Raw genomic sequence first — 26,882 nt, 5'->3', positions numbered from 1 at the left:
AGGTTTGATTTCATGGCAGATGGTATGACGCCGCCTCCGGTCGAAAAAGGCGATGATGATCGCAAGTTTACGATCAATTTCGGTCCGCAGCACCCTGCGGCCCACGGGGTTCTGCGCCTTGTGCTCGACCTCGATGGTGAAATGGTCGAGCGCGTAGATCCGCACATCGGGCTTCTCCATCGCGGCACCGAAAAATTGATGGAGTCGCGCACCTATCTTCAGAACGTGCCCTACTTCGATCGCCTGGACTACGTCGCGCCGATGAACCAGGAGCACGCTTTCGTGCTGGCCATCGAAAAGTTGCTGGGTCTCGAAGTCCCCAAGCGCGCGCAATATATCCGCGTCCTGTTTTCCGAAATCGGCCGTATTCTGTCGCACATCCTCAATGTCACCACTCAGGCGATGGACGTCGGCGCTTTGACGCCACCGTTGTGGGGCTTCGAAGAACGCGAAAAGCTGATGGTGTTCTACGAACGCGCCTGCGGCGCGCGCCTGCACGCCAACTATTTCCGTCCAGGCGGCGTTCACCAGGATCTGCCGCCGGAATTGATCGCGGACATGGTCACATGGTGCCGGGAATTCCTGCCGGCTCTGAAAGACATTGAGTCGCTTGTCACCGAAAATCGGATTTTCAAGCAACGTAACGTCGACATCGGCGTGGTGTCGAAACAACAGGCTTACGACTGGGGCTTTACCGGTGTTATGATCCGTGGGTCGAACATCGCATGGGATCTGCGCAAGAGCCAGCCCTACGAATGCTACGCCGAACTTGAGTTCGACATCGTTCTGGGCAAGAACGGCGACTGCTGGGACCGGTATCTGTGCCGCGTCGAAGAAATGAAGCAGTCCGTCAAGATCATGGAACAATGTCTTGAAAAGCTTAAGACAACTTCTGGACCAGTGCTGTCGACAGACCACAAGGTAACACCGCCGCGCCGCGCTGAAATGAAGAATTCGATGGAAGCTTTGATCCATCACTTCAAGCTGTATACCGAAGGCTTCAAGACGCCGGAAGGCGAAGTTTATGCCTGCGTTGAAGCGCCCAAGGGTGAATTCGGCGTCTATCTCGTGTCCGATGGCACAAACAAGCCGTACCGCTGCAAAATCCGCGCGCCGGGCTTCCCGCACCTTCAGGCTATGGACTGGATGAACCGCGGGCACCTGCTGGCCGACGTCTCTGCCATCCTTGGCTCGCTCGATATCGTGTTCGGGGAAATCGACCGATGAGTGACAGCCCACTCATTGGCGTCCTGATCGCCTCGGCTCTGCTCATCGCCATGCTGGCCTTGAGCATCGGGATGTCGCGGCCGAACTGGCCGTTTCATCCCAGGGGCAGCCGCGGCTTCATTACGGACATGCTGATCTATTTCTTTCTGCCTGTCCTGCCCATGCTTATCTGTGTCGCCGGCTTCAGTATTGCGACAACTGTCAATCCTGCGCTTGAAAATGAAACCGCACGTTACGTCCTTCTCGGCATCGCTGTCATGGGCCTGCTCGGTATGCGACGACTGCCGTTCGTGGCGGCAGCGCAAAACCGCGTTCGCGCTGCCCGTAATGCGCGTTACGAATCGATGAGGCCGTGATGCAGCACATGACCCCAGCACAACAACAGGCGGCCTCGCTAGCTTGGCAACACAGTCACCCGCTATTGATGGTGTTGTTTTCCACCATTGGCACCCTGGTCGTTGTCACCTTCATCGTCATGATCCGTTGGCTGGTCAGTCAATCCGCCTGGAAATACCATCCCGGCGGCGCCGGCGGCTTTCTGAAAGATGAATTTGTGCGCTGGGGCGCCATTTTGATCCCGTACCTGGCCTTGTCTATCGGTTTCAAAGTTTTTGTCTACGATCTGCACCCCGAGCTCAATAAGCCGGAAGTGTGGGGTGGTTTTGTCATTTGCGCTATCGCTTTCCGTATGGTTTTGCGGCGGCTGCCTTTCGTCGTGGCCATGGGGCGCCATATTGACGCCGCCAAGGCGCAGGCGCGGGCCGCCAAAACGGGGGCTGCACGATGAAACCTGTGAAGTCCGTATTTTTTCGACTGTCTTTAATCGGTTTCGGGTGTAAAGCCCGGCCGGTCTGTAATTGTAGAGGGGTCTGATGGCTGTTCGTCGTCTCGCCAAGGAACAACCGGCCAGTTTCACTTTTTCCGCTGAAACGCTGGAAAAGGCCAACTGGTGGATTGCCAAGTATCCGGTATCGCGCCGCCAAAGCGCGGTCATCCCAATATTGTGGCTCGTGCAAAAGCAGGAGGGCTGGGTCAGTGAGCCGGCCATCACCGCTATCGCAAAGCTGCTTGGGATGCCGCAAATCCGCGTCTTCGAAGTTGCGACCTTCTATACCATGTTCATGCTGGAACCGGTCGGTTCGGCGGCTTTGATTCAGGTGTGCGGCACGACGCCGTGTATGCTGCGCGGATCAGACGCCCTGATGAAGGTATGCAAGGACAAGATCGGGCCCAAGGACAAGCTGTCCAAAGACGGCAAGTTCACGTGGCAGGAAGTGGAATGTCTGGGCGCGTGCTGCAATGCGCCGATGGCCCAGATCAACGACTACTTCTACGAAGACCTGACGCCGGAAAATCTGGCCCAGATCATCGACGATTTCGCTGCAGGTAAATCACCCAAGGCTGGCCCGTACAACGGCCGCCACACCTCGGAGCCGTTAGGCGGCGCCCAGACGCTGCTGGATCCGAAACTGTATGATGGCTCGGCCGCCAAGGCAGTGAAAATTCCGAACGCTCCCGAGGCGGCTAGCCCGGGCACGGAGGTGAAGGCTTAACATGGTCGGTATTCTCGAAGACAAAGATCGCATTTTCACCAACCTGTACGGTTTCCACGATTGGGGCCTGGAGGGGGCGAAGCAGCGCGGCGCGTGGAACAGCACAAAGGACATCCTGTCCTATGGCGCTGAATGGATCATAACCAATGTGAAGAATTCCGGCCTGCGTGGTCGCGGCGGCGCCGGCTTCTCGACCGGGTTGAAATGGTCCTTCATGCCGAAGGAAGTCAAGGATCGGCCGCACTATCTGGTGGTCAATGCTGACGAATCCGAACCCGGCACGTGTAAGGACCGCGAGATAATGCGCCACGATCCGCATCTGCTGATCGAAGGCTGCCTTATCGCCTCCTTCTCCATGCAGGCGCACGCCTGTTATATCTATCTGCGCGGCGAATATGTCCTCGAGCGCGAACGCATGGAAGCCGCCGTCAAGCAGGCCTATGAGGCCAAGCTGATTGGCAAAAACAATGTGCATGGCTGGGACTTCGACGTCTATATCCACCATGGCGCCGGCGCCTATATCTGCGGTGAAGAAACCGCGCTGCTCGAATCGCTTGAAGGCAAGAAGGGGCAGCCCCGCCTGAAGCCGCCATTCCCGGCCGGTTCTGGCCTTTATGGTTGCCCAACCACCGTAAATAACGTCGAATCGATCGCGGTTGTTGGCACCATCCTTCGCCGCGGCGCGGCCTGGTTTGCTTCTTTCGGCGCACCGAACAATGCAGGCACCAAGCTGTTCTGCGTATCCGGCCACGTCAACAAGCCGTGCAATGTCGAAGAAGCCATGTCTATTCCGTTCCGCCAGTTGATCGAAGATCACTGCGGCGGTATTCGTGGCGGCTGGGGTAACCTTAAGGCTGTTATTCCCGGCGGTTCGTCGGTGCCGATGATCACCGCCGAACAGTGCGAAAACCTGCCCATGGATTTCGACAGTCTGCGCAATCTCAAGTCCGGTTTAGGCACGGCGGCGGTCATCGTCATGGACAAGTCCACGGACCTTATCCGGGCCATCGCCCGTCTGAGCTATTTCTACAAGCACGAGAGCTGCGGTCAATGCACCCCGTGCCGCGAAGGCACCGGCTGGATGTGGCGGGTCATGGAGCGTATGGTAAAGGGCGATGCCGATCCTTCGGAAATCGACACCCTGCTTGAAGTCACGACCCAGGTCGAAGGCCACACCATCTGCGCGCTCGGCGACGCTGCGGCATGGCCAATCCAGGGACTTATCCGCCACTTCCGTCATGAGATCGAGGATAGAATCACGCTCTACCGCTCCAGCAAGGGTAACTTTGCCGGCCACACGATCGCGGCCGAGTAGGGGATAGAGCACAGATGCGCGGCAAGGTTCTCTCATTCAATGGTTCGACTGGCCTCATCAGCGGTGATGATGGCAAGCGCTATACCTTTAGCGTCAGCGACCTAATGGGGGATACCGTTTACGTTCCGGCCGGATCGACTATCGATTTCGAACCGGCTGGGGACACGGCTGTCAGCATTTACGTCATTGCGACAGCTATTGGCGAAAAGAACAAATGGATCGCTGCGATCCTGGCGTTTTTTTTCGGCGCGCTGGGGGTTCACAAGTTCTATCTGGGCAAGAATACCGCTGGCATCATCATGTTGTTGTGCGGAACCATCGGCTGGGTTCTGATTGTTCCCGGTGTATTGGTTTGTTTCATCGCCTTCATCGAGACGATCATCTACCTCGTCAAGACGGACCAGAGCTTTTACGAAGATTATGTCGCGGGAGACAAATCGTGGTTTTGATGCACGAATTAAAGTGCGAAAAAGCTATATTTTCTCGAGGCTTATTTACAATTGTTAAGGGTATGAAGACACATGGCTAAGGCAAAAGTCAATGGTGTGGAGGTCGAATTCGACCCCGGCATGACCGTGCTCCAGGTGGCGGAGTTGGCGGGCGAGGAGATTCCGCGCTTCTGCTATCATGAGCGCCTGTCGATCGCCGGCAACTGCCGCATGTGCCTGGTGGAAGTAAAGCCAGGACCGCCGAAGCCGCAGGCCTCGTGTGCGCTGCCGGCTGCCGAAGGTCAGGAAATTTTTACCAATACACCGATGGTCAAGAAGGCCCGCGAAGGCGTGATGGAGTTTCTGCTCATCAATCACCCGCTCGATTGTCCGATCTGCGACCAGGGCGGCGAATGCGATCTGCAAGATCAGAGCGTCGCCTACGGCAAGGGAGATTCGCGCTACGGCGAGAATAAGCGCGCCGTTGAAGAAAAGAACCTCGGGCCAACGATCAAGACGTTCATGACCCGCTGCATTCAATGCACGCGCTGCGTCCGCTTCACGACGGAAGTCGCAGGCGTCAATGAAATGGGTATGATCTCTCGCGGCGAAAACGCTGAAATCACCAGTTATCTGGAAAAATCCGTGTCGTCGGAATTGTCAGGTAACGTCAATGACCTGTGCCCTGTCGGCGCATTGACGCACCGCCCCTGGTCTTTCAACTACCGTCCGTGGGAACTCACCAAGACGGAAACGATCGATGTTCATGACGCGCTTGGCGCTCATATCCGCATCGATAACCGTGGCCCTGCGGTGCTTCGCGCCCTGCCGCGCCTGAAAGAAGAAATCAACGAAGAATGGCTGACCGACAAGTCACGCTACGCTGTCGACGGGCTGGCGCGCCAGCGTCTCGACAAACCCTATGTCCGCAAGGATGGCAAGCTGGTCCCGGTGTCCTGGGACGAGGCTCTGACCACTGTTGCGGCTAAAATTAAGGCAACTGATACCTCGCGCGTCGGCGTCATCGCCGGCGATCTGGTTGATGCGGAAGCTATGAAAGCGACAAAGGACCTATTCTACGGTCTGGGTGTCACCAATCTAGACTGCCGCCAGGAAGGCGCGAAAGTCGGACCGGTTACGCAAACCACGCCGCGTGAGGCCTGGCTGTTCAATACTGGCATCGCCGGGTTGGAAGAGGCTGATGCCATCCTGCTGATCGGCACGGATCTGCGCGCCGAAGCGTCGCTTATCAATGCACGCATTCGCAAATCATGGCTCAAGGGCAAGGTCCAAGTCGCCGTCATCGGCGAAGCCACCGACCTGACCTATGACTACGCCCATATCGGCGTCGGTCCGAAGGCGCTCAAGGATCTCAAGAAGCACGCCTTCCGCGACATCCTGAAAAATGCCAAGAAGCCGGCTATCCTCGTTGGCTCCAATGCCATTTCCGGAGAAGACGGCGCCGCCGTTCTGAAAGAAATTTCCATTATCGCCGATGATTACGATGTGGTTCGTGACGGCTGGAACGGCTTCAATATCGTTCACACCGCGGCGTCGCGCGTTGCCGGCCTCGACCTCGGTTTCGTGCCGGTCGGTGAAGCCAAAGACGCTGCCGCCATGCTGAACGGCGGGGTAGACCTGCTGGTCCTGCTTGGGGCAGACGAGATCAACACGGCTGGCCTCGACAAGACCTTTGTTGTCTATGTCGGGTCGCACGGAGATGTTGGCGCCTCCGCCGCCGATGTCATACTGCCAGGCGCTGCTTATACAGAAAAGTCCGGCATTTACACCAATCTGGAAGGCCGGGTTCAGATCGCCGAGCGCTGCGTATTCCCGAAGGGGGAGGCCAAGGAAGATTGGGCTATCATTCGCGCCCTGTCCGGATATCTCGGCCAGACCCTGCCTTACGACAGCCTCAATGCGCTGCGTGAAAAGCTGATTACCGATCACCCGGTCTTCGGTCGCGTCGACGTCAGACCCGCGACAAAAGCCTTTGATGTCAAATCGATAGGCGTAAAAGGTGAGATCAAGGATCGCCTCTTTGTCTCGCACATCACCGATTTTTATCTGACCAACCCTATCGCCCGGGCTTCGGTGGCGATGGCGGAATGTTCGGCGGCCCGTAAACCGGCCCTGAACCTGGCGGCGGAGTAAGGAACTAACATGGCTGAATTCATGTCAACGTGGTGGGGCTGGCTGATCGCCATGATCGGCGCGACGCTCGCTGTTATCATGGGCGTAATGGTCTCGCTGGCCTTCCTGCTGTGGGGCGACCGCAAGGTGTGGGCGGGCGTGCAGATGCGCAAGGGGCCGAACGTGGTCGGTCCATTCGGACTGCTGCAATCCTTTGCCGACTTCTTCAAGTTCCTGTTCAAGGAAGTGATTATTCCGGCCGGGGCCGATAAGCCGATCTTCCTGCTGGCGCCGCTGATTACCTTCGTTGTCGCCTTCCTGGCCTGGGCCGTCATTCCGTTTGCGCCTGGCCTGGTGGTGGTCGACATCAATGTTGGCGTTCTTTATCTCCTCGCCATTTCGTCTCTGGGCGTCTACGGCATCATCATGGGGGGCTGGGCCTCCAATTCGAAATATCCGTTCCTGGGTGGCCTGCGTTCCGCCGCGCAGATGGTGTCCTACGAAGTCTCGATCGGCTTCATCATTGTCAGCGTCATCCTGCTGTCCGGCTCCATGCGCCTGACCGATATCGTCACGGCACAGGGCGGCGGCTTCTGGAACTGGAACGTATTCGGCGGCGGACACTGGCCGCTGGTCGTGATCATGATCCCGATGATGGTGATGTTCTATATCTCGGCGCTCGCCGAAACCAACCGCCCGCCGTTCGATCTGCCGGACGCGGAATCGGAACTGGTCGCCGGCTATCAGGTCGAATATTCGTCTACGCCCTATCTGCTGTTCATGATCGGCGAATACGCCAACATCGTCCTGATGTGCGCCATGATTTCGATACTGTTCTTCGGTGGTTGGAATGCGCCTTACCCGACGGCGGGCCTGTTTCCCGAAGGCAGCGCAATCGCCGCAATCCACGGCCTGATCTGGTTTATCCTAAAGGTCGTGTTTTGGTTCGTCATGTTCGCCATCGCCAAGGCTATCGTACCGCGTTACCGCTATGACCAACTGATGCGCCTGGGCTGGAAGGTCTTCCTGCCGATGTCGCTGGTGGCCGTTATTATTGTTGCCGCTTACCGCGTTTATGGAGGTGCCCTATGATTTCGCGCATTATCTCAGGCATCAAGGGCGCCATGCTGCTTGACTTCGTCGGGGCTACAGGCCTGGCGGTCAAGTACATGTTCAAGCACAAGGCCACGATCAACTATCCGTTCGAAAAGGGCCCGATATCACCACGTTTCCGGGGTGAGCATGCCCTGCGCCGTTACGAAAACGGCGAAGAACGTTGCATCGCCTGCAAGCTGTGCGAAGCGATCTGCCCCGCGCAGGCCATCACCATCGAGGCCGAACCGCGCGCCGACGGTTCGCGCCGCACGACCCGATACGATATTGACATGGTGAAGTGCATATATTGCGGCCTGTGTCAGGAAGCGTGCCCGGTTGACGCCATCGTCGAAGGACCGAACTTCGAATTTGCGACCGACACGCGTGAAGAACTGCTCTACGACAAGCAACGGCTTCTGGCCAACGGCGATCGCTGGGAACGCGAAATTGCCCGTGCGCTCGAACTCGATGCACCCTACCGGTAAGAAGGCACAGAAAGAAAAAATGTCATGACCTTGATTGCCATCGCCTTTTACCTCATGGCCGCAGTAACCTGTATTTCCGGCCTGCTTGTCATCACCGCCAAGAACCCGGTACATAGCGTGCTGTGGCTTATCCTGGCCTTTTTCTCGGCGGCCGGCCTGTTCATTCTGCTGGGTGCCGAATTCCTCGCCATGTTGCTGGTTGTCGTCTATGTCGGCGCTGTCGCCGTCCTCTTCCTATTCGTCGTCATGATGCTTGATGTCGATTTCGTCAAACTGCGCCAAGGCTTCGCCAACTACCTGCCGATCGGCATCGCAGTCGGCGCGGTCCTGTTGTTCGAGCTGATCATGGTCTCGGTCGCCGTGGCGCAAAAGGGCGCCGCCGCCGGGAATGAGCCGCAGGCCTTCACGGCCAATGAATCGAACATCCGCATGATCGGTCACGCCCTCTATTCAACCTACATCTACCTGTTCGAAGCTGCCGGTTTCGTGTTGCTGGTCGCCATGGTCGGAGCCATCGTGCTCACCCTGCGTACCCGCCCGAACGTAAAGCGCCAGGATATTTTCAGCCAGGTCACACGCCGCCGCGACGATGCGGTCGAGATTGTACCTGCCAAGTCCGGAGAAGGAATCTCGGAATGACCATCGGGCTCGTCCATTATCTATCGGTATCCGCCATCCTGTTCACCATCGGCACCTTGGGCATCTTTCTCAATCGCCGTAACGTCATCATCATCCTGATGTCGATCGAACTGATCCTTCTGGCGGTCAATATCAACTTCGTGGCCTTTTCGAGCTACCTGCACAATGTGGAGGGCCAGATTATGGCCATGTTCGTCCTGACCGTTGCTGCGGCTGAAGCCGCCGTCGGCCTGGCCATTCTCGTGACCTTCTTCCGTAATCGCGGCGACATCGCCGTCGATGACGCCAGCATGATGAAAGGATAAGCATCGTGCTAACTGCTCACGTCGCCGAAACTGCCCACAGCCTGGCTCCTGCCGCTCACGCGGTGCTAAGCCCGCTGTCTTCCGGCATGGCCACCCTTGTCACCCTATGCGTGTTCGCGCCGATCGTCGGTGCAGCCATTGCTGGTTTCTTTGGCCGCCGTATCGGCAATATACCATCGCAATTCATCACGACGGGGCTGCTTTTCGTAGCCTGCGCCTGTGGCTGGTACACTTTCATCCAGCATACGTGGGGCGGCATGGCGGACTTCACGGTCCAGATTTTGCCGTTCATTAATATAGACGGCTTCCAGTCGGCCTGGTCGATACGCATCGACGCCCTGTCATCGACCATGCTCATTGTTGTGACGACCGTATCGTCGCTCGTGCACCTCTACAGCTGGGGCTATATGGCGGAAGATCCGTCACGTCCGCGCTTCTTCAGCTACCTGTCGCTGTTCACCTTTGCCATGCTTATGCTGGTGACCGCCGCTGATTTCATGCAACTGTTCTTCGGCTGGGAAGGGGTCGGTCTGGCATCTTATCTGCTGATCGGTTTCTGGTTCCACAAGGACAGTGCCTCGTCTGCCGCCATTAAGGCCTTCGTCGTCAACCGCGTCGGCGATTTCGGCTTCGCGCTTGGCATCATGACGGTCTACTGGCAGTTCGGCACGATCAACTTCCATGAACTCTTCCCAATGATTGCGTCGCATCAGGGCCAGACCTGGGAATTCCTCGGTCAGACCTTCTCGGCGCTCGATCTCGCGGCGTTCCTGCTCTTCATCGGCGCCATGGGGAAATCTGCCCAGTTCTTCCTGCACACCTGGTTGCCGGACGCGATGGAAGGCCCGACCCCGGTCTCGGCCCTGATCCACGCCGCCACCATGGTGACCGCCGGCGTCTACATGGTCTGCCTTCTGTCGCCGCTGTTCGAATACGCGCCCGTCGCCAAGATGATCGTCGCCTATGTCGGCGCCATCACGGCCATCTTCGCCGCTTCGATCGGCTTCACACAAAACGACATCAAACGCGTCATCGCCTATTCTACCTGCTCGCAGTTGGGCTACATGTTCTTCGCGGCGGGGGTAGGGGCCTATCAGGCCGCCATGTTCCACCTGTTCACGCACGCCTTCTTCAAGGCGCTTCTGTTCCTGGGTGCCGGTTCGGTCATTCACGGCATGCATCATGAACAGGACATGCGTAAGATGGGCGGCCTGTGGAAATATCTGCCCGTGACCTATGCGGTCATGACCATCGGCACCATCGCCATTACCGGCCTTGGCATTCCCTTCACGGAAATCGGTTTTGCCGGCTTCTTCTCGAAAGACGCCATCATCGAAGCGGCATGGACGCAACACAATACGCCGCAAGGCATGTTCGCCTTCATCATGGGTATTGCCGCTGCCTTGCTGACCAGCTTCTATTCCTGGCGTCTTGTCGCCATGACGTTCCATGGCAAGAAGCATTGGGAACATGCCCACGACGATCATCATCATGACGTGCCCCACGGCCATGCCTCATCAGAACCCGATGCCGATCATGCCCACGCGCATGACGACCATGGTCACCACGGCCATGATCACACACCGCACGAAAGCCCCTGGGTCATGCTGACCCCACTGGTCGTGCTCGCTTTCGGCGCCGTATTCGCTGGCCTCATCTTCGCGCCGTACTTTATCGGCGAAAAAGCGCATGAATTCTGGGGTCACGCCATCTTCACCGGTCCGCACAACGAAGTGCTGCATGAAATGCATCACATAACGGAAACCTGGGTGAAACTGCTACCGCTGATCGTGACTCTGCTGGGGATGGCGCTCGCCTGGTACTACTACATCCTGCGTCCAAACCTGCCCAAGAAGATGGCTGCCAACGATGGTCCGGTATACAACTTCCTGTATCACAAGTGGTATTTCGATGAGATCTATCAGGCAACCTTCGTCCGTATGACCAAGATCCTCGGTGACTTCTTCTGGAAAGTGCTGGATATCAAGATCATCGACAACCTGGGCCCCAACGGGGCTGCCTGGTCGGCGTTGAAGTCCGCCAAGAATCTGGTCAAGACGCAGACCGGTTACGTTTATCACTACGCTTTCGCTATGTTCCTCGGTGTCGTGGGTCTCTTGACCTATGTCTTCTGGATGGTCCGATAAGGGGAGATGGATTTTATAATGACACCCGCTATCCCCAACTTGCTCAGTATCATTACCTTCGCACCGCTCTTCGGTGCGTTGGTAATCACTGTGCTGCGCTTCATGGCTCGCAAGGACGATGAAGCGATCATCGCCAAGAACGCTAAATGGATCAGTTTGTGGACCACCCTGATCACGCTGGCGCTGTCCGTCGTGATGCTGGCTGGTTTCAACCGCGCAAATCCCGGCTATCAATTCGAAGAACACTATTCTTGGTTCGGACCTATCTCATACCACATGGGGGTCGATGGAATTTCCATCCTCTTCGTCGCTCTGACTGCCTTCCTGATGCCTCTGTGTATCCTGGCCTCCTGGGACTCGATCAAGGAACGCATCGCGGAATACATGATCGCGTTTCTTTTGCTGGAAACCCTGGTCATCGGCGTCTTCACGTCGCTCGACATGTTCCTGTTCTACATCTTCTTCGAAGGTGGCCTTGTCCCTATGTTCCTGATCATCGGTATCTGGGGCGGCAAGGACCGGATCTACGCATCGTACAAGTTCTTCCTCTACACCCTGTTAGGCTCCGTCCTTATGCTGGCGGCCATGTTGTACATGGTCAATGTCGCCGGCACGGCCGATATTCCGCTTCTGACCAAATTCGCCTTCGCGCGTGAGGTTCAGCCCTTCCTGTGGTTTGCCTTCTTTGCGTCCTTTGCGGTGAAGATGCCGATGTGGCCGGTGCACACCTGGCTGCCCGATGCTCACGTTCAGGCGCCGACTGCCGGTTCGGTCATGCTGGCCGGCATCCTGCTGAAACTCGGCGGCTACGGTTTCATCCGCTTCAACCTGCCCATGTTCCCATATGCGTCGGAAATGTTCGCGCCGCTGGTCATGGCACTGTCTGTCATCGCCGTGGTGGTTACCTCGCTGATCGCCTTCCGCCAGACGGACATCAAGAAGCTGATCGCCTATTCGTCGGTCGCACACATGGGCTTTGTCACCATGGGTATCTTCGCCGGAAACAAGCTCGGCGTTGAAGGCGCGGTCTTCCAGATGATCAGCCACGGTCTGATCTCAGGCGCGCTCTTCCTCTGCGTCGGTGTTGTTTACGACCGGTGGCACACCCGTGAAATCGCCTTCTATGGCGGTGTCACCAAGCTTATGCCGCATTACGCCTTTGTTTTCCTGCTGTTCACCATGGCCAATGTCGGTCTGCCGGGTACATCGGGCTTCATCGGCGAAATCACCTCACTCACCGGCGCCTACAAGTGGGGCACCTGGGTGGCCTTCGTGGCGACGTCGGGCGTCATCTTCTCCGCCGTCTACGCCTTGACGCTGTTCAAGCGCGTTATGTTCGGTGAAGTCGTCAATGACGAACTCAAGAAATATCCCGACCTCAGTGTACGTGAAATCATCATTTTCACGCCGCTGATCATCGGCACGATTGCGCTGGGGATTTATCCGGCCTTCGTATTCAATATTACCACTGCCAGCGTAGATCAGGTCGTTGCGACCTATCAGGCGATCATCGGCGGATAAGGACGAGCAAAAATGGACTTCAATCTCGCTCTTAACCTGGCACTTCCGGAAGCAATCCTCGCGATTTCTTCCCTGCTGATCCTTGTTTTCGGCGCATTCCGCGGCGATAAGGGCATGACTTCGGTCAGCGCACTATGCGGTGCGGCCCTTATTGGCGCCGCCTTTGCGGCGGCCTTCTCCCATCAAGGTTCTGCCTTCTCCGGCTCGTTCATCGTCGATGGCGTCGCCCTGTTCGCTAAGGTCGCCATCTATGTTGCCGCCGTCTTTGTCATCGTTTTAGGCCAGGGCTATTTCGATCGCCTGGGCGCCCGCCGCTTCGAGTTTCCGATCATCATCCTGCTCGCCGCCCTCGGTATGAGCATGATGGTGTCGGCTGGCGACCTGATCGCGCTATATGTCGGCCTGGAACTGCAATCCCTGGCATTGTACGTCCTGGCGGCCTTCCGCCGTGACGATGCCAAATCATCGGAAGCCGGTCTTAAATACTTTGTGCTGGGCGCTCTGTCGTCAGGCCTTCTGCTTTATGGCGCGTCGCTGATCTACGGCTTCGCCGGTTCAATGAACTTCCACGTCATCGCGGAAACAGCGACGACGAACCTCAATGTCGGTCTGGTTTTTGGTCTGGTCTTCCTGATCTGCGGCCTGGCGTTCAAGGTCTCTGCGGCGCCGTTCCACATGTGGACACCCGACGTGTACGAAGGTGCGCCGACGCCGGTCGTCGCCTTCGCTGCCGGCGCCCCCAAGTTCGCGGCCATGGTTCTGTTCGCTCGCGTTCTTCAGACCGGTTTCGAAGCGCAAGCCGACCAATGGCGCCAGGTTATTCTGGTCCTGTCGGTTCTCTCCTTCCTCGTCGGCGGACTTGGCGGCCTGATGCAGAAGGATATCAAGCGACTTCTGGCCTATTCCTCGATCGCGAATATGGGCTATGCCCTTCTGGCCGTTGCTGCCGGTCTTGGCGGCATCCCGTCGCTATTGATGTTCTTCGTCCTGTACATGGTCGATACACTGGGCCTGTTCAGCGCGCAGATGTCGCTCAGCCGCAAGGGTGAGCCTGTCACGCGCATCGACAGCCTGGCGGGTCTTTCCAAGACCAATATGCCTTTGACCATCGCCATCACCATTCTGGCACTGTCGGTTCTCGGCATGCCCCCGTTTGGCGGCTTCTGGGCCAAGTACTTCGTGTTCGGCGCCGCGATTTCTGCCGGCCTGTGGCCTTTCGCGGCGGCCGGTCTCGTCGCCTCGGTCATCTCCGCCTTCTATTATCTGCGCATCATCAAGCTGATGTGGTTCGATGCGTCGGGTGGCGAGATGGACAAGTCGCCGCGCGAAGCCAAATGGATTGCCTACGCCGCCGCCGCTTTTTCGTTCCCGGTCGTCATCGCCTTCCTGATCTTCGTCTATCCGTTGGCGCAGACAGCGGCACAGGGTTTCGGAAGCTAACGGGCTGTGGCCGACTTCGAAATTTTCGACTCCTTGCCGTCAACCCAGGACCTAGGGTTGGCGCGGGTGCGGGCAGGGCGGTCCGGCTCAGGCTGGATTCTGGCGAAGGAACAGACCAAAGGTATTGGCCGGCACGGCAAGACCTGGGTTGGCACCAAAGGTAATTTCATGGCTTCCCGCTGGGAAATCATGGAGATCGATGTGCGGTCGGTGCCGCAACTGTCTTTCGTAACCGCCTTGGCCGTGTATGAGATGTTGCGGCCCCTTATTCCCGACACGGACGAGAGTCTGCGCATAAAGTGGCCTAACGATATCCTGCATCGTGGACGCAAGCTGTGCGGCCTCATCGTCCAGACCGAAGCTTTCGAAAAACCCGGGCATCTGGGCATTGTCATCGGTATCGGCATCAATATGCGCGCCGCACCGATCATTGAAAACTACCTGACCGTTTCCCTGCGCGATATCAGTCCGGAAGCGAAAAACCTTGATCCTGTCGCCCTGCTGCACAAGCTGAACGGCCATCTTGATGGTGTGCTCGATCTGTGGCGCAACAAGGATTTTAGCGATATCGCCAAGGCGTGGCTCAAGCGTGCCTATGGTCGTGATCGTATCTTGAACGTCACGCACGAACGCAGGACGGTTTCCGGCCGTATAAAGGGCCTGGATGAATTTGGTGGCCTACAAATAGAAGCGGCTGACGGACAGATATATACCGTTACCGGAGGCGACATTGTCTACGGAGATGCACATGCTTCTGGCCATTGAACAAGGCAATACCAACACCCTTTTCGCCATCCATGATGGCACAGACTGGGTCGCTCAGTGGCGCGTCGCAACGGAAAGCACGCGCACGGCCGATGAGTACGCGGCCTGGCTTTATCAATTGATGCAGATGCAAGGCCTGGACTTCAAGTTTATAAGCGATTGCATCATTTCATCTGTGGTGCCGCAATCCCTGTTCAATCTGCGCAAGCTGGCCCAGCGGTATTTTGATCGCCAGCCGTTCGTCATCGGTGAGAACACGGCACTTGGTATCGAGATCCGTATAGACAAACCCAAAGAGGCAGGGGCTGACAGGCTGGTCAACGCCATCGGCGGTCATATGAGCTATTCCGGGCCGCTTATCATTATCGATTCCGGTACGGCCACAACGTTCGATGTTGTGGCGTCCGATGGCGGTTACGAAGGCGGGGCTATCGCGCCCGGAATCAACCTGTCGCTTCAGGCCCTACACCTCGCGGCGGCCAAGCTCCCACGTATCGCCATAGAACGCCCGGCCAGACGGATCGGCAAGGATACGGTCAGCGCGATGCAGTCCGGTATCTTCTGGGGCTATATCGGTCTGATCGAATATCTCATCTGCGCCATTCAGTCTGAGTACGGACAAAAGATGACGGTTGTCGCGACGGGGGGCGTGGCATCGCTGTTTGAAGGCGCAACGGACAAGATAGACCATTTCGATCACGACCTGACCTTGCGCGGCCTCTTGGAAATCTATAAGCGAACGCTTGCGCAACACGCGCGGTGATTTGGCGTACATATGAAAAAGCACAAGAACGAACTGGTCTTCCTGCCGCTCGGCGGATCTAACGAGATCGGCATGAACCTGAACCTTTACGGGTTTGGGCCGGCGGATAACCGCCAGTGGATCATCGTCGACGTCGGCGTCACCTTTGGCGATCTGACGACGCCAGGTATCGAAGTGATCGTACCTGACCCGGAGTTTCTGGTCGGCGAAAACATTCTCGGTATCGTGCTGACCCATGCCCACGAAGATCACATCGGCGCGCTGGGCTGGCTGTGGGACAAGATCAAGGCGCCGGTTTTTGCGACGCCATTCACCGCCTTCCTGGTTCGCGAGAAGCTGCGCGAGGCGGGCGTTTTGGACGATGTCAACCTGACCGAAGTGCCGCTCAACGGTAATGTCAAACTTGGTCCATTCGACATAGACTATATCACCCTGACCCATTCGATCGCCGAACCCAACGGGCTGGCTATTCGTACCGAACTGGGCACGATTTTCCACACCGGTGACTGGAAATTCGACGAAGCGCCGATCACCGGCAGCCCAACCGATATCCCCGCTATTCGCAGGTTGGGCGACGAAGGCCTGCTCGCCATGGTCTGCGACTCCACCAATGTGTTCGTCGAAGGTCGCGCGGGGTCCGAAGACGACGTCCGGGTCGAACTGGCCCGCGTCATCAGGGGACTGAAAAAACGCGTCGCCGTTGCCTGTTTCGCCTCCAATGTGGCGCGGGTGGATTCGGTGATGCGCGCCGCCATGGAAGCTGGACGTAGTGTGTGCCTGGTCGGGCGGTCGATGCATCGTATTACCGCCGCGGCGCGCCATGTCGGTCTCTTGCACGGCATTCCCGACCCGGTCAGCGAAGGCGAGGCCGCCAATCTCAAGGCAAGCGAGGTGCTTTATCTTTGCACCGGTTCACAAGGGGAGCCGCGCGCCGCCTTGTCGCGCATCGCCGATGGCAACCATCCGTTGGTGAAGCTCAGGGAAGGCGACGCCTGCATATTTTCGTCGCGCGTCATTCCCGGCAATGAAATCTCGATCCGGTCGCTGCAAAATCGCCTGTCGGACCTGGGCGTTGAAATTCATACCGAACGCGATCACCCGGGCATACATGTGTCGGGTCACCCTTGCCGTGACGAGCTCAAGGAAATGTACGCCCTGGCGCGCCCGCGCGTGTCCGTGCCAACTCACGGTGAGCGTCGTCACCTTCTGAAACACGCAGCACTGGCCGCGGAAGTCGGCATCGATGAGCAGATTACGCCGCGCAATGGCGACATGGTGCGTTTGGCGCCGGGCCGGGCTGAAATCATAGACGAGGTGCCGTCAGGTCGTCTGTTCGTCGATGGCGGGCATCTGGTTCCGGAGGCGTCTGACGCCCTGCGCGAACGCCGTCATGCCGCACACAATGGCATGATGTTTGTCGCCTTCGCTCTGGACAGCAAGAACCGCCTGTCTTCAATCGTCGAGGTGAGGGGGCTAGGGCTCGCGTTCGAGGATGACGATATCATCTCCGATCAATTGGAAGACATTTGCAAAAGTGTTGAAAAAGCGATCAAGGCCATTCCATCCGAAGGCCGCGACGAAGATGAAGCCGTCGAGATCGTCGTCGCCCGTGTCGTGAAGAAGGCGGCGCAGGCTATATGGGGTCGCCGCCCCATCGTCGAAACCATTATATTGCGCACCTAAGCCGTCCTGATGGCCAAGGATGTCATGTCAATATTGACAACTGCGGCGCGGAATGACACCGTCTAGCCCAAAACCTATCCTTAATCGGATATCTCTTTGATAAAAAAAATAAAAAACAAATCACCCGCAGAAAATCAATATTGACTCTCTACGGGTGATTTGCATTTACACACTCAATTCGAACACAAAAAATTTCCAATAAGCACTTGATATTTTTGTTATTTAAATCGTTTCAAATCACGATTTGACCAGAACATAGGCCCCAGGCGCATCCATTATGGGTTTTAGTTTGCCCTTTGACGGATCGCGAGCGGGGACCATCGGGCCTGAGCGTTCGTTAAGCCACCCGGCCCAATGCGGCCACCACGACCCTGGATGTTCTTCCGCGCCTTGCAGCCACTCGCCTAATGTGGCCGGATGATTGTCGTTGAGCCAGTGCATGTACTTTTTGGCATCTGGATGATTGACGACGCCGGCGATATGGCCTGATCCCGCCAGCACGTAGGTGACGGGGCCGCCGAACAGTTTTGAGCCCTTATAGACCGACCCGGGCGGTGCAATATGGTCTTCGCGTCCCGCCTGTTCGTAAATTGGAATGGTAACGTTTTTCAGATCAATATCGACACCCGCGAGGACCAGATTGTGGTTGGTCAAGGCATTCTCGCCATAGAATTTGCGCAAGTAGAACAGATGCAGTGCCTTGGGCATGCGCGTCTGATCGGCATTCCAGCATAACAGATCGAACGGCGTCAGGTCTTTGCCCATCAGGTAGTTGTTGACAAAGAACGACCAGATCAGATCGTTAGCACGCAAGGAGTTAAACGTATCTGCCATGGCTGAACCCGGCAGCACCCCGCCCGCCGCATCCATCTGGCGCTCAAGCTCTTTCAGCCAACTCTCGCTGGTGAATAACAACAGGTCGCCCGCTTCTGAAAAATCGTGCTGGGCCGTGAAAAAGGTCGCCGCCGATATCGTCTTGTCACCCTTGGCCGCCATATGAGCCAGAGTGCACCCCAACAAGGTGCCGCCGATACAATACCCGACCGCGTTGACCGATTTGGCACCTGTCTGCTCGATAACCTTTTGCACGGCTTCGTAAATCCCGCCGAACATATAGTCCTCGAAGGTCGTGTCCTTCATCGATACGTCCGGGTTGACCCATGCCACGAGAAATACGGAAAAACCCTGATCGACCAGCCACTTGATCAGCGAATTCTTGGTCTGGAGATCGAGAATATAGAACTTGTTGATCCAGGGCGGGAAAATGAGGAGCGGAATTTCGCGGACCTGCTCCGTTGTTGGATTGTATTGCAGCAGCTCGAAATAGGCGCCGCGATAAATGACCTTTCCGGGCGTTGTGGCGACGTTCTTGCCAACAACGAAGCTGTCATAGTCCGCCTGGCTGATTTTAAGCTTACCGTCGCCGCGCGCCAGATCTTCGGCAAACTTCTCCATACCTTTGACCAGGCTTTCGCCGTTGGTCTGCTGCAAAGCCGCCAGCGCCGCCGGATTGGACAACAGGAAATTGGATGGCGACATGGCATCGGTGAGCAACTTGGTGAAAAACTCAGCGCGGCGTTTGACCATAGGGTCTACGTCGTCCGCCGAACTGATTAACTTATTGATCCAGTTCGAGGACAACAGATACGACTGCTTCATCATGTCGAACATGGCATTTTCCTGCCATTTCGGATCTGCGAATCGCTTGTCCGACGGCTTGCCCGTCTCGACCGGCTCGGTACCTAAGGTTCGCCGGGTCATCTTGCCCCACAATTCCATGTAGCCCGTCAGCAACTCGGTCTGCGCCTCGACCAGTTTGTCTGGCTTCTGAGCCAGTGAGCCCGCGATCTCGCTCATGGCCGGTCCAACCTGGAACGGATCGGGTGGAGGGGCACCGGCGCCCATATTAGGCTGGGCAAAAACCGTCTTGGCCAGAGCGCTTTGCGCCGTCATGGCCGCCTTGGCGATATTCACCGACAATTGCTCAAGGTTTTTAACGGCTTCGGTATTGAACCCAGGCGCGTCCGTGCCCGGCAGTTGCACGTCTGGGGTAACTTTCGGCTTTATGTCGGGGGCAGGCGGCGGAGGTGACTTTGCCGCAGGCTTCGCCGCCGTCTTAGGTCCAGCCTTCACGGCAGTCTTCGCGGCGGCCGTGGGAACTCTGGCCTTTGCAGCGGATGCCGGAGGCGGAGGTGACTTTACCGAAGGTTTAGCCGCAACTTTCGAGGCCGCCTTAGTGGTGGTGGATTTTGGCGCCGCGCCGCTCGCCTTTTTTGCCGGTGTCTTTGGGGTTTTCGTCATGACGGGCATCTCCACTTTTTTCGCATAACCGGATATATAGGGCTGCGCCGGGTCGATCCACCAACTAAAATTATATTTCTCTTGTCTTGTCCCTGCTCATGGACGTAAATTTGCGCCGACTTGGCAAACGTCAGATTTGTGTCGCAAAGGTCTGATGTCATGAGACTCCGTCGTGGAGAGACAATATAAATATGACCATCGCGCAACGCCTTCTTATTCCGGCCGCCACAGTGCTTCTGCTGGCCGGTGCGGCGCAGGCCCAAACTCAGCCGTCGACGCCCGCAACCATGCCGTCGCCCTCAGTCAATATAGGCGACATGCCTAAGTGGTCCGAATTTCCGGTACCGCCGGCCCACGTGCCGACGCCCGCCGATATTCGGCGCAACGTAGGCGAGACCGATGCCAAAGGTCAGCAATTGGCGACGGAAATTCGCGCCCTGGTTTGGGACAACAGCAATCCCGAAGCCTTTGCCGCCAATGCGCTCAATCGCCTCGATCAGAATTTTTCCAAGCCTATTGAAGGCGCAATGTCGCCTGCCGAAATAAGCGCCTTCGCCAACGACCTACGCCGTCGCGCCGCGCCGCCGCCGATTGCCAACTAAACCCACGCCGCCGCCTTCCGGCAGCGTTCGGTGTCCCTGCGAACGGCCGCAATGGCCGTTCACCCCCAAAGCAAATGCGGCGCTCGTATAAAAAAAGCCGCTTGCCTAACCTTTAGAGCCAGAAGATAGCCAAATGCCAGAAACCTCCGCTTTCACCAACACCGCCGCTCACGCTGCCAAGGATTTCGACCTGAGCCTCGATATTGTGCGCGTCGCCGAAGAGGCCGCAATTGCGTGTTACGCGCAAATTGGGGGCGGCGATGAAAAGGCCGCCGACCAAGCCGCAGTCGATGCCATGCGCACGGCGCTCAACGCTATCGACATGGACGGCCGTATCGTCATCGGTGAAGGCGAACGCGACGAAGCCCCTATGCTCTATATTGGTGAGAAGGTCGGCACCGGCAAGGGTCCGGCCATAGACATCGCGCTCGACCCCCTCGAAGGCACCACTCTGGCCGCCAAGGCCATGGCAAATGCGCTGGCCGTCATTGCGTTTGCCCCCCGCGGAGGCATGTTGCATGCTCCGGACACTTATATGGACAAGCTCGCCATCGGGCCGGGCTATCCGCAAGGCGTTGTCGATCTCGACTGGACACCGGAAGAAAACGTCCGCGCCCTGGCCAAGGCCAAGGGCGTCGATGTGTCCGAAATCGTTGCCTGCGTGCTCGATCGTCCACGTCACGACGGCATCATCAAGAGCCTGCGTCAGGCCGGCGCCCGGGTACATTTGATCACCGATGGTGACGTGGCCGGCGTCATCCACACCGCGCAACCGGAAACCGGCATCGACATATATATAGGGCAGGGTGGTGCCCCCGAAGGCGTTCTGGCGTGCGCAGCGCTGAAATGCGTGGGCGGGCAATTTCAAGGACGTCTTGTGTTCCGCAATGCCGATGAAAAATCCCGTGCCGAACGCTTGGGGCTGACCGACTTCGACCGCAAATACACGCTCGACGATCTGGTGTCGTCCGACGCCGTTTTCATCGCCACCGGCGTCACGCACGGCGCTTTGCTGCGCGGTGTGCAAAAGGAAACCACCACGCGTGGTGAAGTTTTCGTCACCACGGAAAGCCTGGTCATGGTGTCCAAGACGCATACGGTCCGCAAGCTCTCGATGCGCCGCCCGTTGGTAAAGGTCTAGAGGCTTCCTGGTTCGTTCTGTTTCTACGCACTTTGACGCGAAAAGTGCGCCACACTTTTCGGAAAATGCCTTAAAAAATGGATACGCTTTCTCCCGTCCGCGACGTGCCGCCCTATCTTGGTGTAGGTGCATCTCTGAGCGGACGGGTGTGGCGTGAACGGATCGCCGCCCGCGGCGTGTCGGCGGACACGTTGCGTGACATCACGCATCGTCTGGGTCTCATGAACGTCGCCGAAGCGGATTTTGTCGATCCCTTGGCGCGTTTCATCGCCGGCCGCGGTGTTGCTCCCGACGATTTGCAGGATTTTCTCTTTCCAACGCTCAAGGCACTATTTCCGGAACCGTCATCCTTTATGGACATGGACACGGCCGTTTCGGCTATGCTCGACGCCTTGGAGCGCAAGGCGAAAATCTGCGTCTTTGCCGATTACGATGTTGACGGCGCCACCAGCGCCGCACAGCTGGTCCGTTGGTTCCGCCATATGGATCATGATCTGACCGTGTACGTGCCGGATCGCGTTACCGAAGGATACGGCCCTTCCAATGCCGCTTTCGACAGCCTGAAGCGTCAAGGTGCCGATCTCGTTATTACAGTCGACTGCGGGGCCATGGCCCACAAGGCCCTTGATCATGCCGCCGCCATCGGGCTCGATGTGGTCGTTATCGATCACCACCTGATGCGCGAAGAACCGCCCAAAGCCCTGGCGGTCGTCAATCCCAATCGTCCGGGCTGTACATCCAAGCAGGGCAATCTGGCTGCGGCAGGCGTCGTCTTCGTCGTTCTGGCGGCACTCAATCGCGAGGCTGAAAAACGCGGTCTTTTCACTGAGCGGCCGAAGCCGGACCTGAAACAGTGGCTGGACCTGTCGGCGCTTGGCGCCATCTGCGACGTGACTGCCCTGACCGGATTTAATCGCGCCCTGGCCGCACAGGGCTTGAAAATCATGTCGAAGCGCCAAAATGCCGGCATCAAAGCATTGATGGACGTGGCGGGCGACAAAATTTCGGCCGTCAATTTGATGAGCACCTTCCATTCCGGCTTCGTCATTGGTCCGCGTATCAATGCCGGCGGCCGGGTAGGGCGGTCTGATCTTGGCGTGCGCTTGTTGTCGACCGATGACGCCGACGAAGCCGCTGCACTGGCGCAGGAGCTTGACGAACTCAATCGCACCCGTCGCGATATCGAAGCCCAGGTGTTGGAAGACGCTGTTCATATTGCGGAAACCCAGGGCCTGTGGCCGACCGAAGACCCGGTCGTCATTGTCGCTCACGAAGACTGGCATCCCGGTGTGATCGGCATCGTCGCCGGACGTCTGCGTGAACGGTGGCATAAGCCGGTCATCATCATAGGCATCGATCCGATAAGCGGCATGGGTAAAGGGTCAGGCCGCAGCCAGGCCGGCGTCAATCTCGGCGAAGCCGTCGGCGCGGCCTTCGAATCGGGCGTTCTTTTGTCAGGCGGCGGTCACGCCATGGCAGCTGGCCTGAGCGTAGAACGTGAACGGATTCCTGAACTGCGCCGTTTCATAAACGACTATGTGACGTCACATGTCTCGGAGGCGGATCAGGTCGAAGCCTTGGAGGTCGACGCTATCCTCAGCGTTAAAGCGGCTTCGCGCCGGCTGTACGATAAGTTGGACCTGCTGGCCCCCTATGGTCAGGGCAACCCGGAACCGCTTTTGGCGTTTGCCGATGTACGTGTCGCTTATGCTCAGGTCATGAAAGGGGGGCATGTGCGATTCGAGCTGCAAGATGACTCAGGCGCCAAACTCAAGGGAATTGTCTGGCGCGCGGAGGGCACGCCAGTTGGTGATGCTCTTCTGCGCCCCACAGGGCGCATTCACGTACTGGGACGCCTAAAGGCGGATGATTACATGGGACGAAACGGCGTCCAGCTGGAAATAGAAGATATCGCCCAGACCTAAACTCACAAGGTAATAAAAGCGGGGTGACAAAGGCGGGCCGGTTTCGGCCCAAAGTGGAAGCGTCTGTGCAAAAAACAAAATTCCGCTTGCATCGATGAATCAGTACGGTTATCAAGCCCACCTCTTGAACGCGGTCCCTTCGTCTATCGGTTAGGACGTCAGGTTTTCAACCTGAAAAGAGGGGTTCGACTCCCCTAGGGACTGCCATTCAAGACGAAATTTTCCCGATACCTGCTGCTCGATGTGATTGATATCTATCTCACATTAAAAATTATCCACAGAAAATTATCCGTTGTTAACGCTTGAATGCGCAACCGTGATCACAATTCTACTCGCCTAAAGCGATTTTTTAGCGTATTTTCTCAATCCGTGCGAATATTTTCTCTTTTTATCTCCCAATTTGAGATATCCGTGTTATGATAACGAATGTCACTTGATCTGTTTCATGAGACATGGGTGAGGATAGATGAGTTTGTTTGATTACAATAATAAAAGCGACGCCGACGAGTTAGTAACGATTTCAGGTCATGTAAAATGGTTTGACGGTGCCAAGGGTTACGGCTTTATCGTTCCGCAGGATGCCACGTTGACAAGCATGCGTGATGTCTTGCTTCACATTTCCAGTCTCCGCGATATGGGACGTGATAGCGCACATGAAGGTGCAAAGATCACGTGTAAAATCGCCAAGCGCGCCAAGGGATGGCAAGTCATCGAAATCGACGACCTCGAAGTCGTCGCCGATGGCACTGCGCCCCGCGCCGAGAATCATACAGCGCTGCGGGCTTCGCGCTCAGTCCCGGAAAATGTCCGCGTTGGCGAACTGGAAACGGCGACCATAAAATGGTTCAATCGCACGAAGGGCTACGGGTTTGTGGTTCGTGGCGATGACCCGACCGATATTTTCATTCATATCGAAACCCTGCGCCGCTACGGCCTAGAAGATGTTCAGCAGGGCGACACCATCATGGTGCGTTTCGGTGAGGGCCCGAAGGGGCTGGTCGTAACCGAAGTTCAGCCGAAGGCACTGGTTTAATACCGCCTCCTCGTTACAGGTCAAAAAGCGGGCAGTCCTTGGGCTGCCCGCTTTTTTGCCTTGAAAACGCCATCGCTCAAGATCATGGTCCATGCGTGTGATATGAGGGCTTCATGACAGTCATTTATGTAAAAACGGCGCTGATCGCCGCCATGGCGGCGACGCTTTTATCTTTTGGTGTCTCATCGCCGGGTATCGCAGAAGTTTCAACCAAGGCGATTCCTGCGCAATGCCTGAGCATGGACGTCTCACCCTATTCGCCACCCGAACTCCTATCGATTCGCCACGGTAAGGCTGAAACCCGTTTTCAGGTGGAAATCGCCAACACCGATGAAACGCGTGAGCAAGGGTTGATGTGTCGCCCAGAGCTGGCGGTCGACCGCGGCATGCTCTTTGAGTTCAAGGACATGAGGGAGCGGAATTTCTGGATGCAAAATACGATTGTCGGCCTCGATATCGTCTACATCGCGCAAAATGGTTCCATCGTATCGATTCAAAAGAACGCCAAGCCGTTCGACCGCACGCCTTTGCCGTCGCATGGCGCGGCCAGCGGCGTCCTGGAGATCCAGGCAGGGCTGAGCGACAAGCTTGGCTTGAAGCCCGGCGATAAGGTTATCCACCCCTTTTTCCATAAGCCTTGAGCTGAAAACGAGAAAAGTCAGTCAGTTGGTGATTTTTCCGTACACGGGGGCTTGCAGAGGCCAATCTAAAATGGCAATAAGCGCGCCTCTCAGTCTGTGGCTTCGGTCGCAGCGCCGGGTTTCGGGGTGTAGCGCAGCCTGGTAGCGCAGCTGTTTTGGGTGCAGCAGGTCGGAGGTTCGAATCCTCTCGCCCCGACCAAACAAGGCCACGGTAGAGATTTAAAAGTCGGGGCGTAGCGCAGCCTGGTAGCGCGCCTGCTTCGGGAGCAGGAGGCCGGAGGTTCGAATCCTCTCGCCCCGACCATTTAAAAAGCCCGAGGCCTTAGGTCTCGGGCTTTTTAAATGCCTGGCGGCACATTGCGGCTATCTCCAAAGTGTCTTGTGTCTCCGGAGATGCCGTCTTTCCTCTTTACCCGGCCGGGCCTTTGGTAGTAACAGACGATGAAGCATGGACCGACGAATCCATGCGGCTCAAGGAGACGACGATGTTTGCGCGTATTTTCAAACCCGCCAAGACCGCCATGCAATCCGGCCGAGGCAAGACTCATGACTGGATCCTTGAGTTTGAACCGAAATCCGCCCGTACGCCTGATCCGTTGATGGGCTGGACGTCATCTTCCGATACCGATGCCCAAGTTCGGCTCACTTTCGAGACGAAAGAGCAAGCTATGGCATTTGCCGAACATCACGGGATTCCCTTCCGCCTCCTGGAACCAGAAGCGCCGCCGAAAATTATCAAGGCCTATGCCGATAATTTCGCGTTCGGCCGTCGGCAGTCCTGGACACACTAATCTCGCGCTTCAAGGCTCCGTAGCTCAACTGGATAGAGCATCCGCCTTCTAAGCGGACGGTTACAGGTTCGAGCCCTGTCGGAGTCGCCACTTGTTGCCGCGCGAGTTAGATCTGCGCAGGCCCTGTCACCACGGGCGTAGTCAGTGCTTCCTGCCCCCATTCAGACCACGATCCATCGTATAGCTGCGCCGCTGTATGACCGACCTCAGCCAGAGCCATGCTGATGATGGCCGCTGTGACACCTGATCCGCAAGACGTGATGACGGTGTAGGCCTCATCCACCCCCAAGCTCGCAAAAATCGCTTTCAATTCGTCACGCGGCTTCAGCGCGCCGTCGCGGATCAAATTCCCAAACGGCAAGCTAAGACTGCCCGGCATATGGCCGGATCTCAATCCAGCCCGCGGCTCAGGTGCTGCGCCCTCAAAGCGGGCCTGGGATCGGGCGTCGAGCACACAATAGCCAGCGGTTCCCAACATCTTTTGCAAGGTGCCGCGATCGATGATCTTTTCCTGTCGGAATGTGGACCGGTAGGTCGCGGGGACCGGTGTTTCGACCTCGGCCGTTACCGGCAACCCCGCTTCTCGCCACGCAGGCAACCCACCGTGCAGGACCTGCACATTTTCATGCCCCATCAGCTTGAATGTCCACCATACACGGGCGGCAGAAAACAACCCCTGCCGGTCGTAAATGACGACATGGTCTGTCTCGCATATTCCCATCAAACCGACCGCATTAGCGAATTGCTCGGGTGAGGGCGCCATATGAGGCAATTCCGTCGCATGATCGCTTATGGCTTCGATATCAAAAAACTGCGCGCCTGGGATATGATCATGGCGGTACAAATCGAACATGTCTGTGCCATCAAGCGCCCAGCTGCCATCCAGAACCTTTACGGCCCCGGCGTCGATGAGTTTTTGCAAGTCGATGGGGCCAATCTGAGTTGTCAT

At 57.1% G+C, this 26,882-nt stretch carries 26 protein-coding genes and 4 tRNA genes; 28 read left to right on the top strand and 2 right to left on the bottom strand.

The window, feature by feature from the left end; all coding sequences use genetic code 11:
* Positions 1-12: 12 nt before the first annotated feature.
* The 17 genes from AEAC466_RS30765 (at position 13) to AEAC466_RS30685 (ending at position 17,499) form a co-directional block, all read left to right on the top strand.
* On the top strand, positions 13-1,227 hold the full coding sequence (locus AEAC466_RS30765; RefSeq protein ID WP_023457644.1) for an NADH-quinone oxidoreductase subunit D: 1,215 nt from the start codon (positions 13-15) through the stop codon (positions 1,225-1,227).
* Positions 1,224-1,583, top strand: coding sequence for a hypothetical protein (locus AEAC466_RS30760; protein WP_023457643.1), 360 nt, complete (start codon positions 1,224-1,226; stop codon positions 1,581-1,583). The genes AEAC466_RS30765 and AEAC466_RS30760 overlap by 4 nt, the downstream gene beginning before the upstream one ends.
* Entirely contained in the window at positions 1,583-2,014 is a 432-nt protein-coding gene (locus AEAC466_RS30755) for a hypothetical protein (protein ID WP_235074212.1), read from the top strand. Before AEAC466_RS30760 ends, AEAC466_RS30755 begins: the two co-directional genes overlap by 1 nt.
* Positions 2,015-2,099: 85 nt before the next feature.
* Positions 2,100-2,780 (top strand): NADH-quinone oxidoreductase subunit NuoE, encoded by a 681-nt coding sequence (gene nuoE / locus AEAC466_RS30750; RefSeq protein WP_023457641.1) that lies wholly within the window; start codon positions 2,100-2,102, stop codon positions 2,778-2,780.
* Position 2,781: 1 nt separating this feature from the next.
* Complete coding sequence (nuoF, locus tag AEAC466_RS30745) at positions 2,782-4,095, top strand: NADH-quinone oxidoreductase subunit NuoF (RefSeq protein ID WP_023457640.1); 1,314 nt, start codon at positions 2,782-2,784, stop codon at positions 4,093-4,095.
* Positions 4,096-4,109: 14 nt separating this feature from the next.
* Positions 4,110-4,544: a TM2 domain-containing protein gene (locus AEAC466_RS30740; protein WP_023457639.1), complete on the top strand. Its 435-nt coding sequence runs from the start codon at positions 4,110-4,112 to the stop codon at positions 4,542-4,544.
* Positions 4,545-4,616: 72 nt separating this feature from the next.
* Entirely contained in the window at positions 4,617-6,677 is a 2,061-nt protein-coding gene (gene nuoG / locus AEAC466_RS30735) for an NADH-quinone oxidoreductase subunit NuoG (protein ID WP_023457638.1), read from the top strand.
* A gap of 51 nt (positions 6,678-6,728) precedes the next feature.
* The gene (nuoH, locus tag AEAC466_RS30730; RefSeq protein ID WP_369794500.1) at positions 6,729-7,748 is read left to right on the top strand and encodes an NADH-quinone oxidoreductase subunit NuoH; all 1,020 of its coding nucleotides are present in this window, start codon (positions 6,729-6,731) and stop codon (positions 7,746-7,748) included.
* Positions 7,745-8,236, top strand: a complete 492-nt coding sequence (nuoI, locus tag AEAC466_RS30725; protein WP_023457636.1) for an NADH-quinone oxidoreductase subunit NuoI — start codon at positions 7,745-7,747, stop codon at positions 8,234-8,236. The genes nuoH and nuoI overlap by 4 nt, the downstream gene beginning before the upstream one ends.
* Before the next feature lie 24 nt (positions 8,237-8,260).
* The gene (locus AEAC466_RS30720) at positions 8,261-8,875 is read left to right on the top strand and encodes an NADH-quinone oxidoreductase subunit J (RefSeq protein WP_023457635.1); all 615 of its coding nucleotides are present in this window, start codon (positions 8,261-8,263) and stop codon (positions 8,873-8,875) included.
* Positions 8,872-9,180, top strand: a complete 309-nt coding sequence (nuoK, locus tag AEAC466_RS30715) for an NADH-quinone oxidoreductase subunit NuoK (RefSeq protein ID WP_023457634.1) — start codon at positions 8,872-8,874, stop codon at positions 9,178-9,180. The genes AEAC466_RS30720 and nuoK overlap by 4 nt, the downstream gene beginning before the upstream one ends.
* Before the next feature lie 86 nt (positions 9,181-9,266).
* On the top strand, positions 9,267-11,327 hold the full coding sequence (gene nuoL, locus AEAC466_RS30710) for an NADH-quinone oxidoreductase subunit L (RefSeq protein WP_023457633.1): 2,061 nt from the start codon (positions 9,267-9,269) through the stop codon (positions 11,325-11,327).
* An 18-nt stretch (positions 11,328-11,345) separates the two neighbouring features.
* Positions 11,346-12,848 (top strand): NADH-quinone oxidoreductase subunit M, encoded by a 1,503-nt coding sequence (locus tag AEAC466_RS30705; RefSeq protein ID WP_031238498.1) that lies wholly within the window; start codon positions 11,346-11,348, stop codon positions 12,846-12,848.
* Positions 12,849-12,860: 12 nt separating this feature from the next.
* Positions 12,861-14,288 (top strand): NADH-quinone oxidoreductase subunit NuoN, encoded by a 1,428-nt coding sequence (gene nuoN / locus AEAC466_RS30700; RefSeq protein ID WP_023457631.1) that lies wholly within the window; start codon positions 12,861-12,863, stop codon positions 14,286-14,288.
* A gap of 6 nt (positions 14,289-14,294) precedes the next feature.
* Positions 14,295-15,053, top strand: a complete 759-nt coding sequence (locus AEAC466_RS30695) for a biotin--[acetyl-CoA-carboxylase] ligase (protein ID WP_023457630.1) — start codon at positions 14,295-14,297, stop codon at positions 15,051-15,053.
* Positions 15,037-15,816, top strand: coding sequence for a type III pantothenate kinase (locus AEAC466_RS30690; protein WP_023457629.1), 780 nt, complete (start codon positions 15,037-15,039; stop codon positions 15,814-15,816). Before AEAC466_RS30695 ends, AEAC466_RS30690 begins: the two co-directional genes overlap by 17 nt.
* A 12-nt stretch (positions 15,817-15,828) precedes the next feature.
* A complete protein-coding gene (locus AEAC466_RS30685; protein ID WP_023457628.1) occupies positions 15,829-17,499 on the top strand; it encodes a ribonuclease J in 1,671 nt (556 codons plus the stop codon).
* Positions 17,500-17,736: 237 nt separating this feature from the next.
* On the opposite strand, the gene phaC is transcribed toward AEAC466_RS30685, so the two are convergent.
* Positions 17,737-19,632, bottom strand: coding sequence for a class I poly(R)-hydroxyalkanoic acid synthase (phaC, locus tag AEAC466_RS30680; RefSeq protein ID WP_235074211.1), 1,896 nt, complete (start codon positions 19,630-19,632; stop codon positions 17,737-17,739).
* Positions 19,633-19,651: 19 nt separating this feature from the next.
* Here phaC and AEAC466_RS45000 point away from each other — a divergent pair, with 19 nt between their 5' ends.
* From AEAC466_RS45000 to AEAC466_RS30625, 11 genes are all read left to right on the top strand, one after another.
* Positions 19,652-19,828 carry a hypothetical protein gene (locus AEAC466_RS45000; protein ID WP_235074208.1) on the top strand — a complete coding sequence of 59 codons (177 nt, stop codon included), beginning with the start codon at positions 19,652-19,654 and terminating at the stop codon, positions 19,826-19,828.
* A gap of 163 nt (positions 19,829-19,991) precedes the next feature.
* Positions 19,992-20,402 carry a hypothetical protein gene (locus tag AEAC466_RS30670; RefSeq protein ID WP_023457625.1) on the top strand — a complete coding sequence of 137 codons (411 nt, stop codon included), beginning with the start codon at positions 19,992-19,994 and terminating at the stop codon, positions 20,400-20,402.
* 133 nt (positions 20,403-20,535) lie between these two features.
* Positions 20,536-21,543, top strand: coding sequence for a class II fructose-bisphosphatase (glpX, locus tag AEAC466_RS30665; protein ID WP_023457624.1), 1,008 nt, complete (start codon positions 20,536-20,538; stop codon positions 21,541-21,543).
* A gap of 77 nt (positions 21,544-21,620) precedes the next feature.
* Positions 21,621-23,468, top strand: a complete 1,848-nt coding sequence (gene recJ, locus AEAC466_RS30660) for a single-stranded-DNA-specific exonuclease RecJ (RefSeq protein ID WP_023457623.1) — start codon at positions 21,621-21,623, stop codon at positions 23,466-23,468.
* A 132-nt stretch (positions 23,469-23,600) separates the two neighbouring features.
* Positions 23,601-23,675 (top strand) — tRNA-Glu (locus tag AEAC466_RS30655).
* 259 nt (positions 23,676-23,934) lie between these two features.
* On the top strand, positions 23,935-24,501 hold the full coding sequence (locus AEAC466_RS30650) for a cold-shock protein (RefSeq protein ID WP_023457622.1): 567 nt from the start codon (positions 23,935-23,937) through the stop codon (positions 24,499-24,501).
* Positions 24,502-24,614: 113 nt separating this feature from the next.
* Complete coding sequence (locus tag AEAC466_RS30645; RefSeq protein ID WP_023457621.1) at positions 24,615-25,142, top strand: DUF192 domain-containing protein; 528 nt, start codon at positions 24,615-24,617, stop codon at positions 25,140-25,142.
* 122 nt (positions 25,143-25,264) lie between these two features.
* Positions 25,265-25,341, top strand: a tRNA-Pro gene (locus AEAC466_RS30640).
* Between the two features lie 28 nt (positions 25,342-25,369).
* Positions 25,370-25,446, top strand: a tRNA-Pro gene (locus AEAC466_RS30635).
* A gap of 181 nt (positions 25,447-25,627) precedes the next feature.
* Positions 25,628-25,933: an ETC complex I subunit gene (locus tag AEAC466_RS30630; RefSeq protein WP_031238495.1), complete on the top strand. Its 306-nt coding sequence runs from the start codon at positions 25,628-25,630 to the stop codon at positions 25,931-25,933.
* Between the two features lie 13 nt (positions 25,934-25,946).
* Positions 25,947-26,023, top strand: a tRNA-Arg gene (locus AEAC466_RS30625).
* Positions 26,024-26,039: 16 nt separating this feature from the next.
* Here AEAC466_RS30625 and sseA read toward each other — a convergent pair.
* A complete protein-coding gene (sseA, locus tag AEAC466_RS30620; RefSeq protein ID WP_023457619.1) occupies positions 26,040-26,882 on the bottom strand; it encodes a 3-mercaptopyruvate sulfurtransferase in 843 nt (280 codons plus the stop codon).

Origin of the sequence: Asticcacaulis sp. AC466 (genome assembly GCF_000495815.1) — a bacterium.
GTDB lineage: Bacteria > Pseudomonadota > Alphaproteobacteria > Caulobacterales > Caulobacteraceae > Asticcacaulis.
This window is presented reverse-complemented; position numbering and strand designations above follow the sequence as displayed.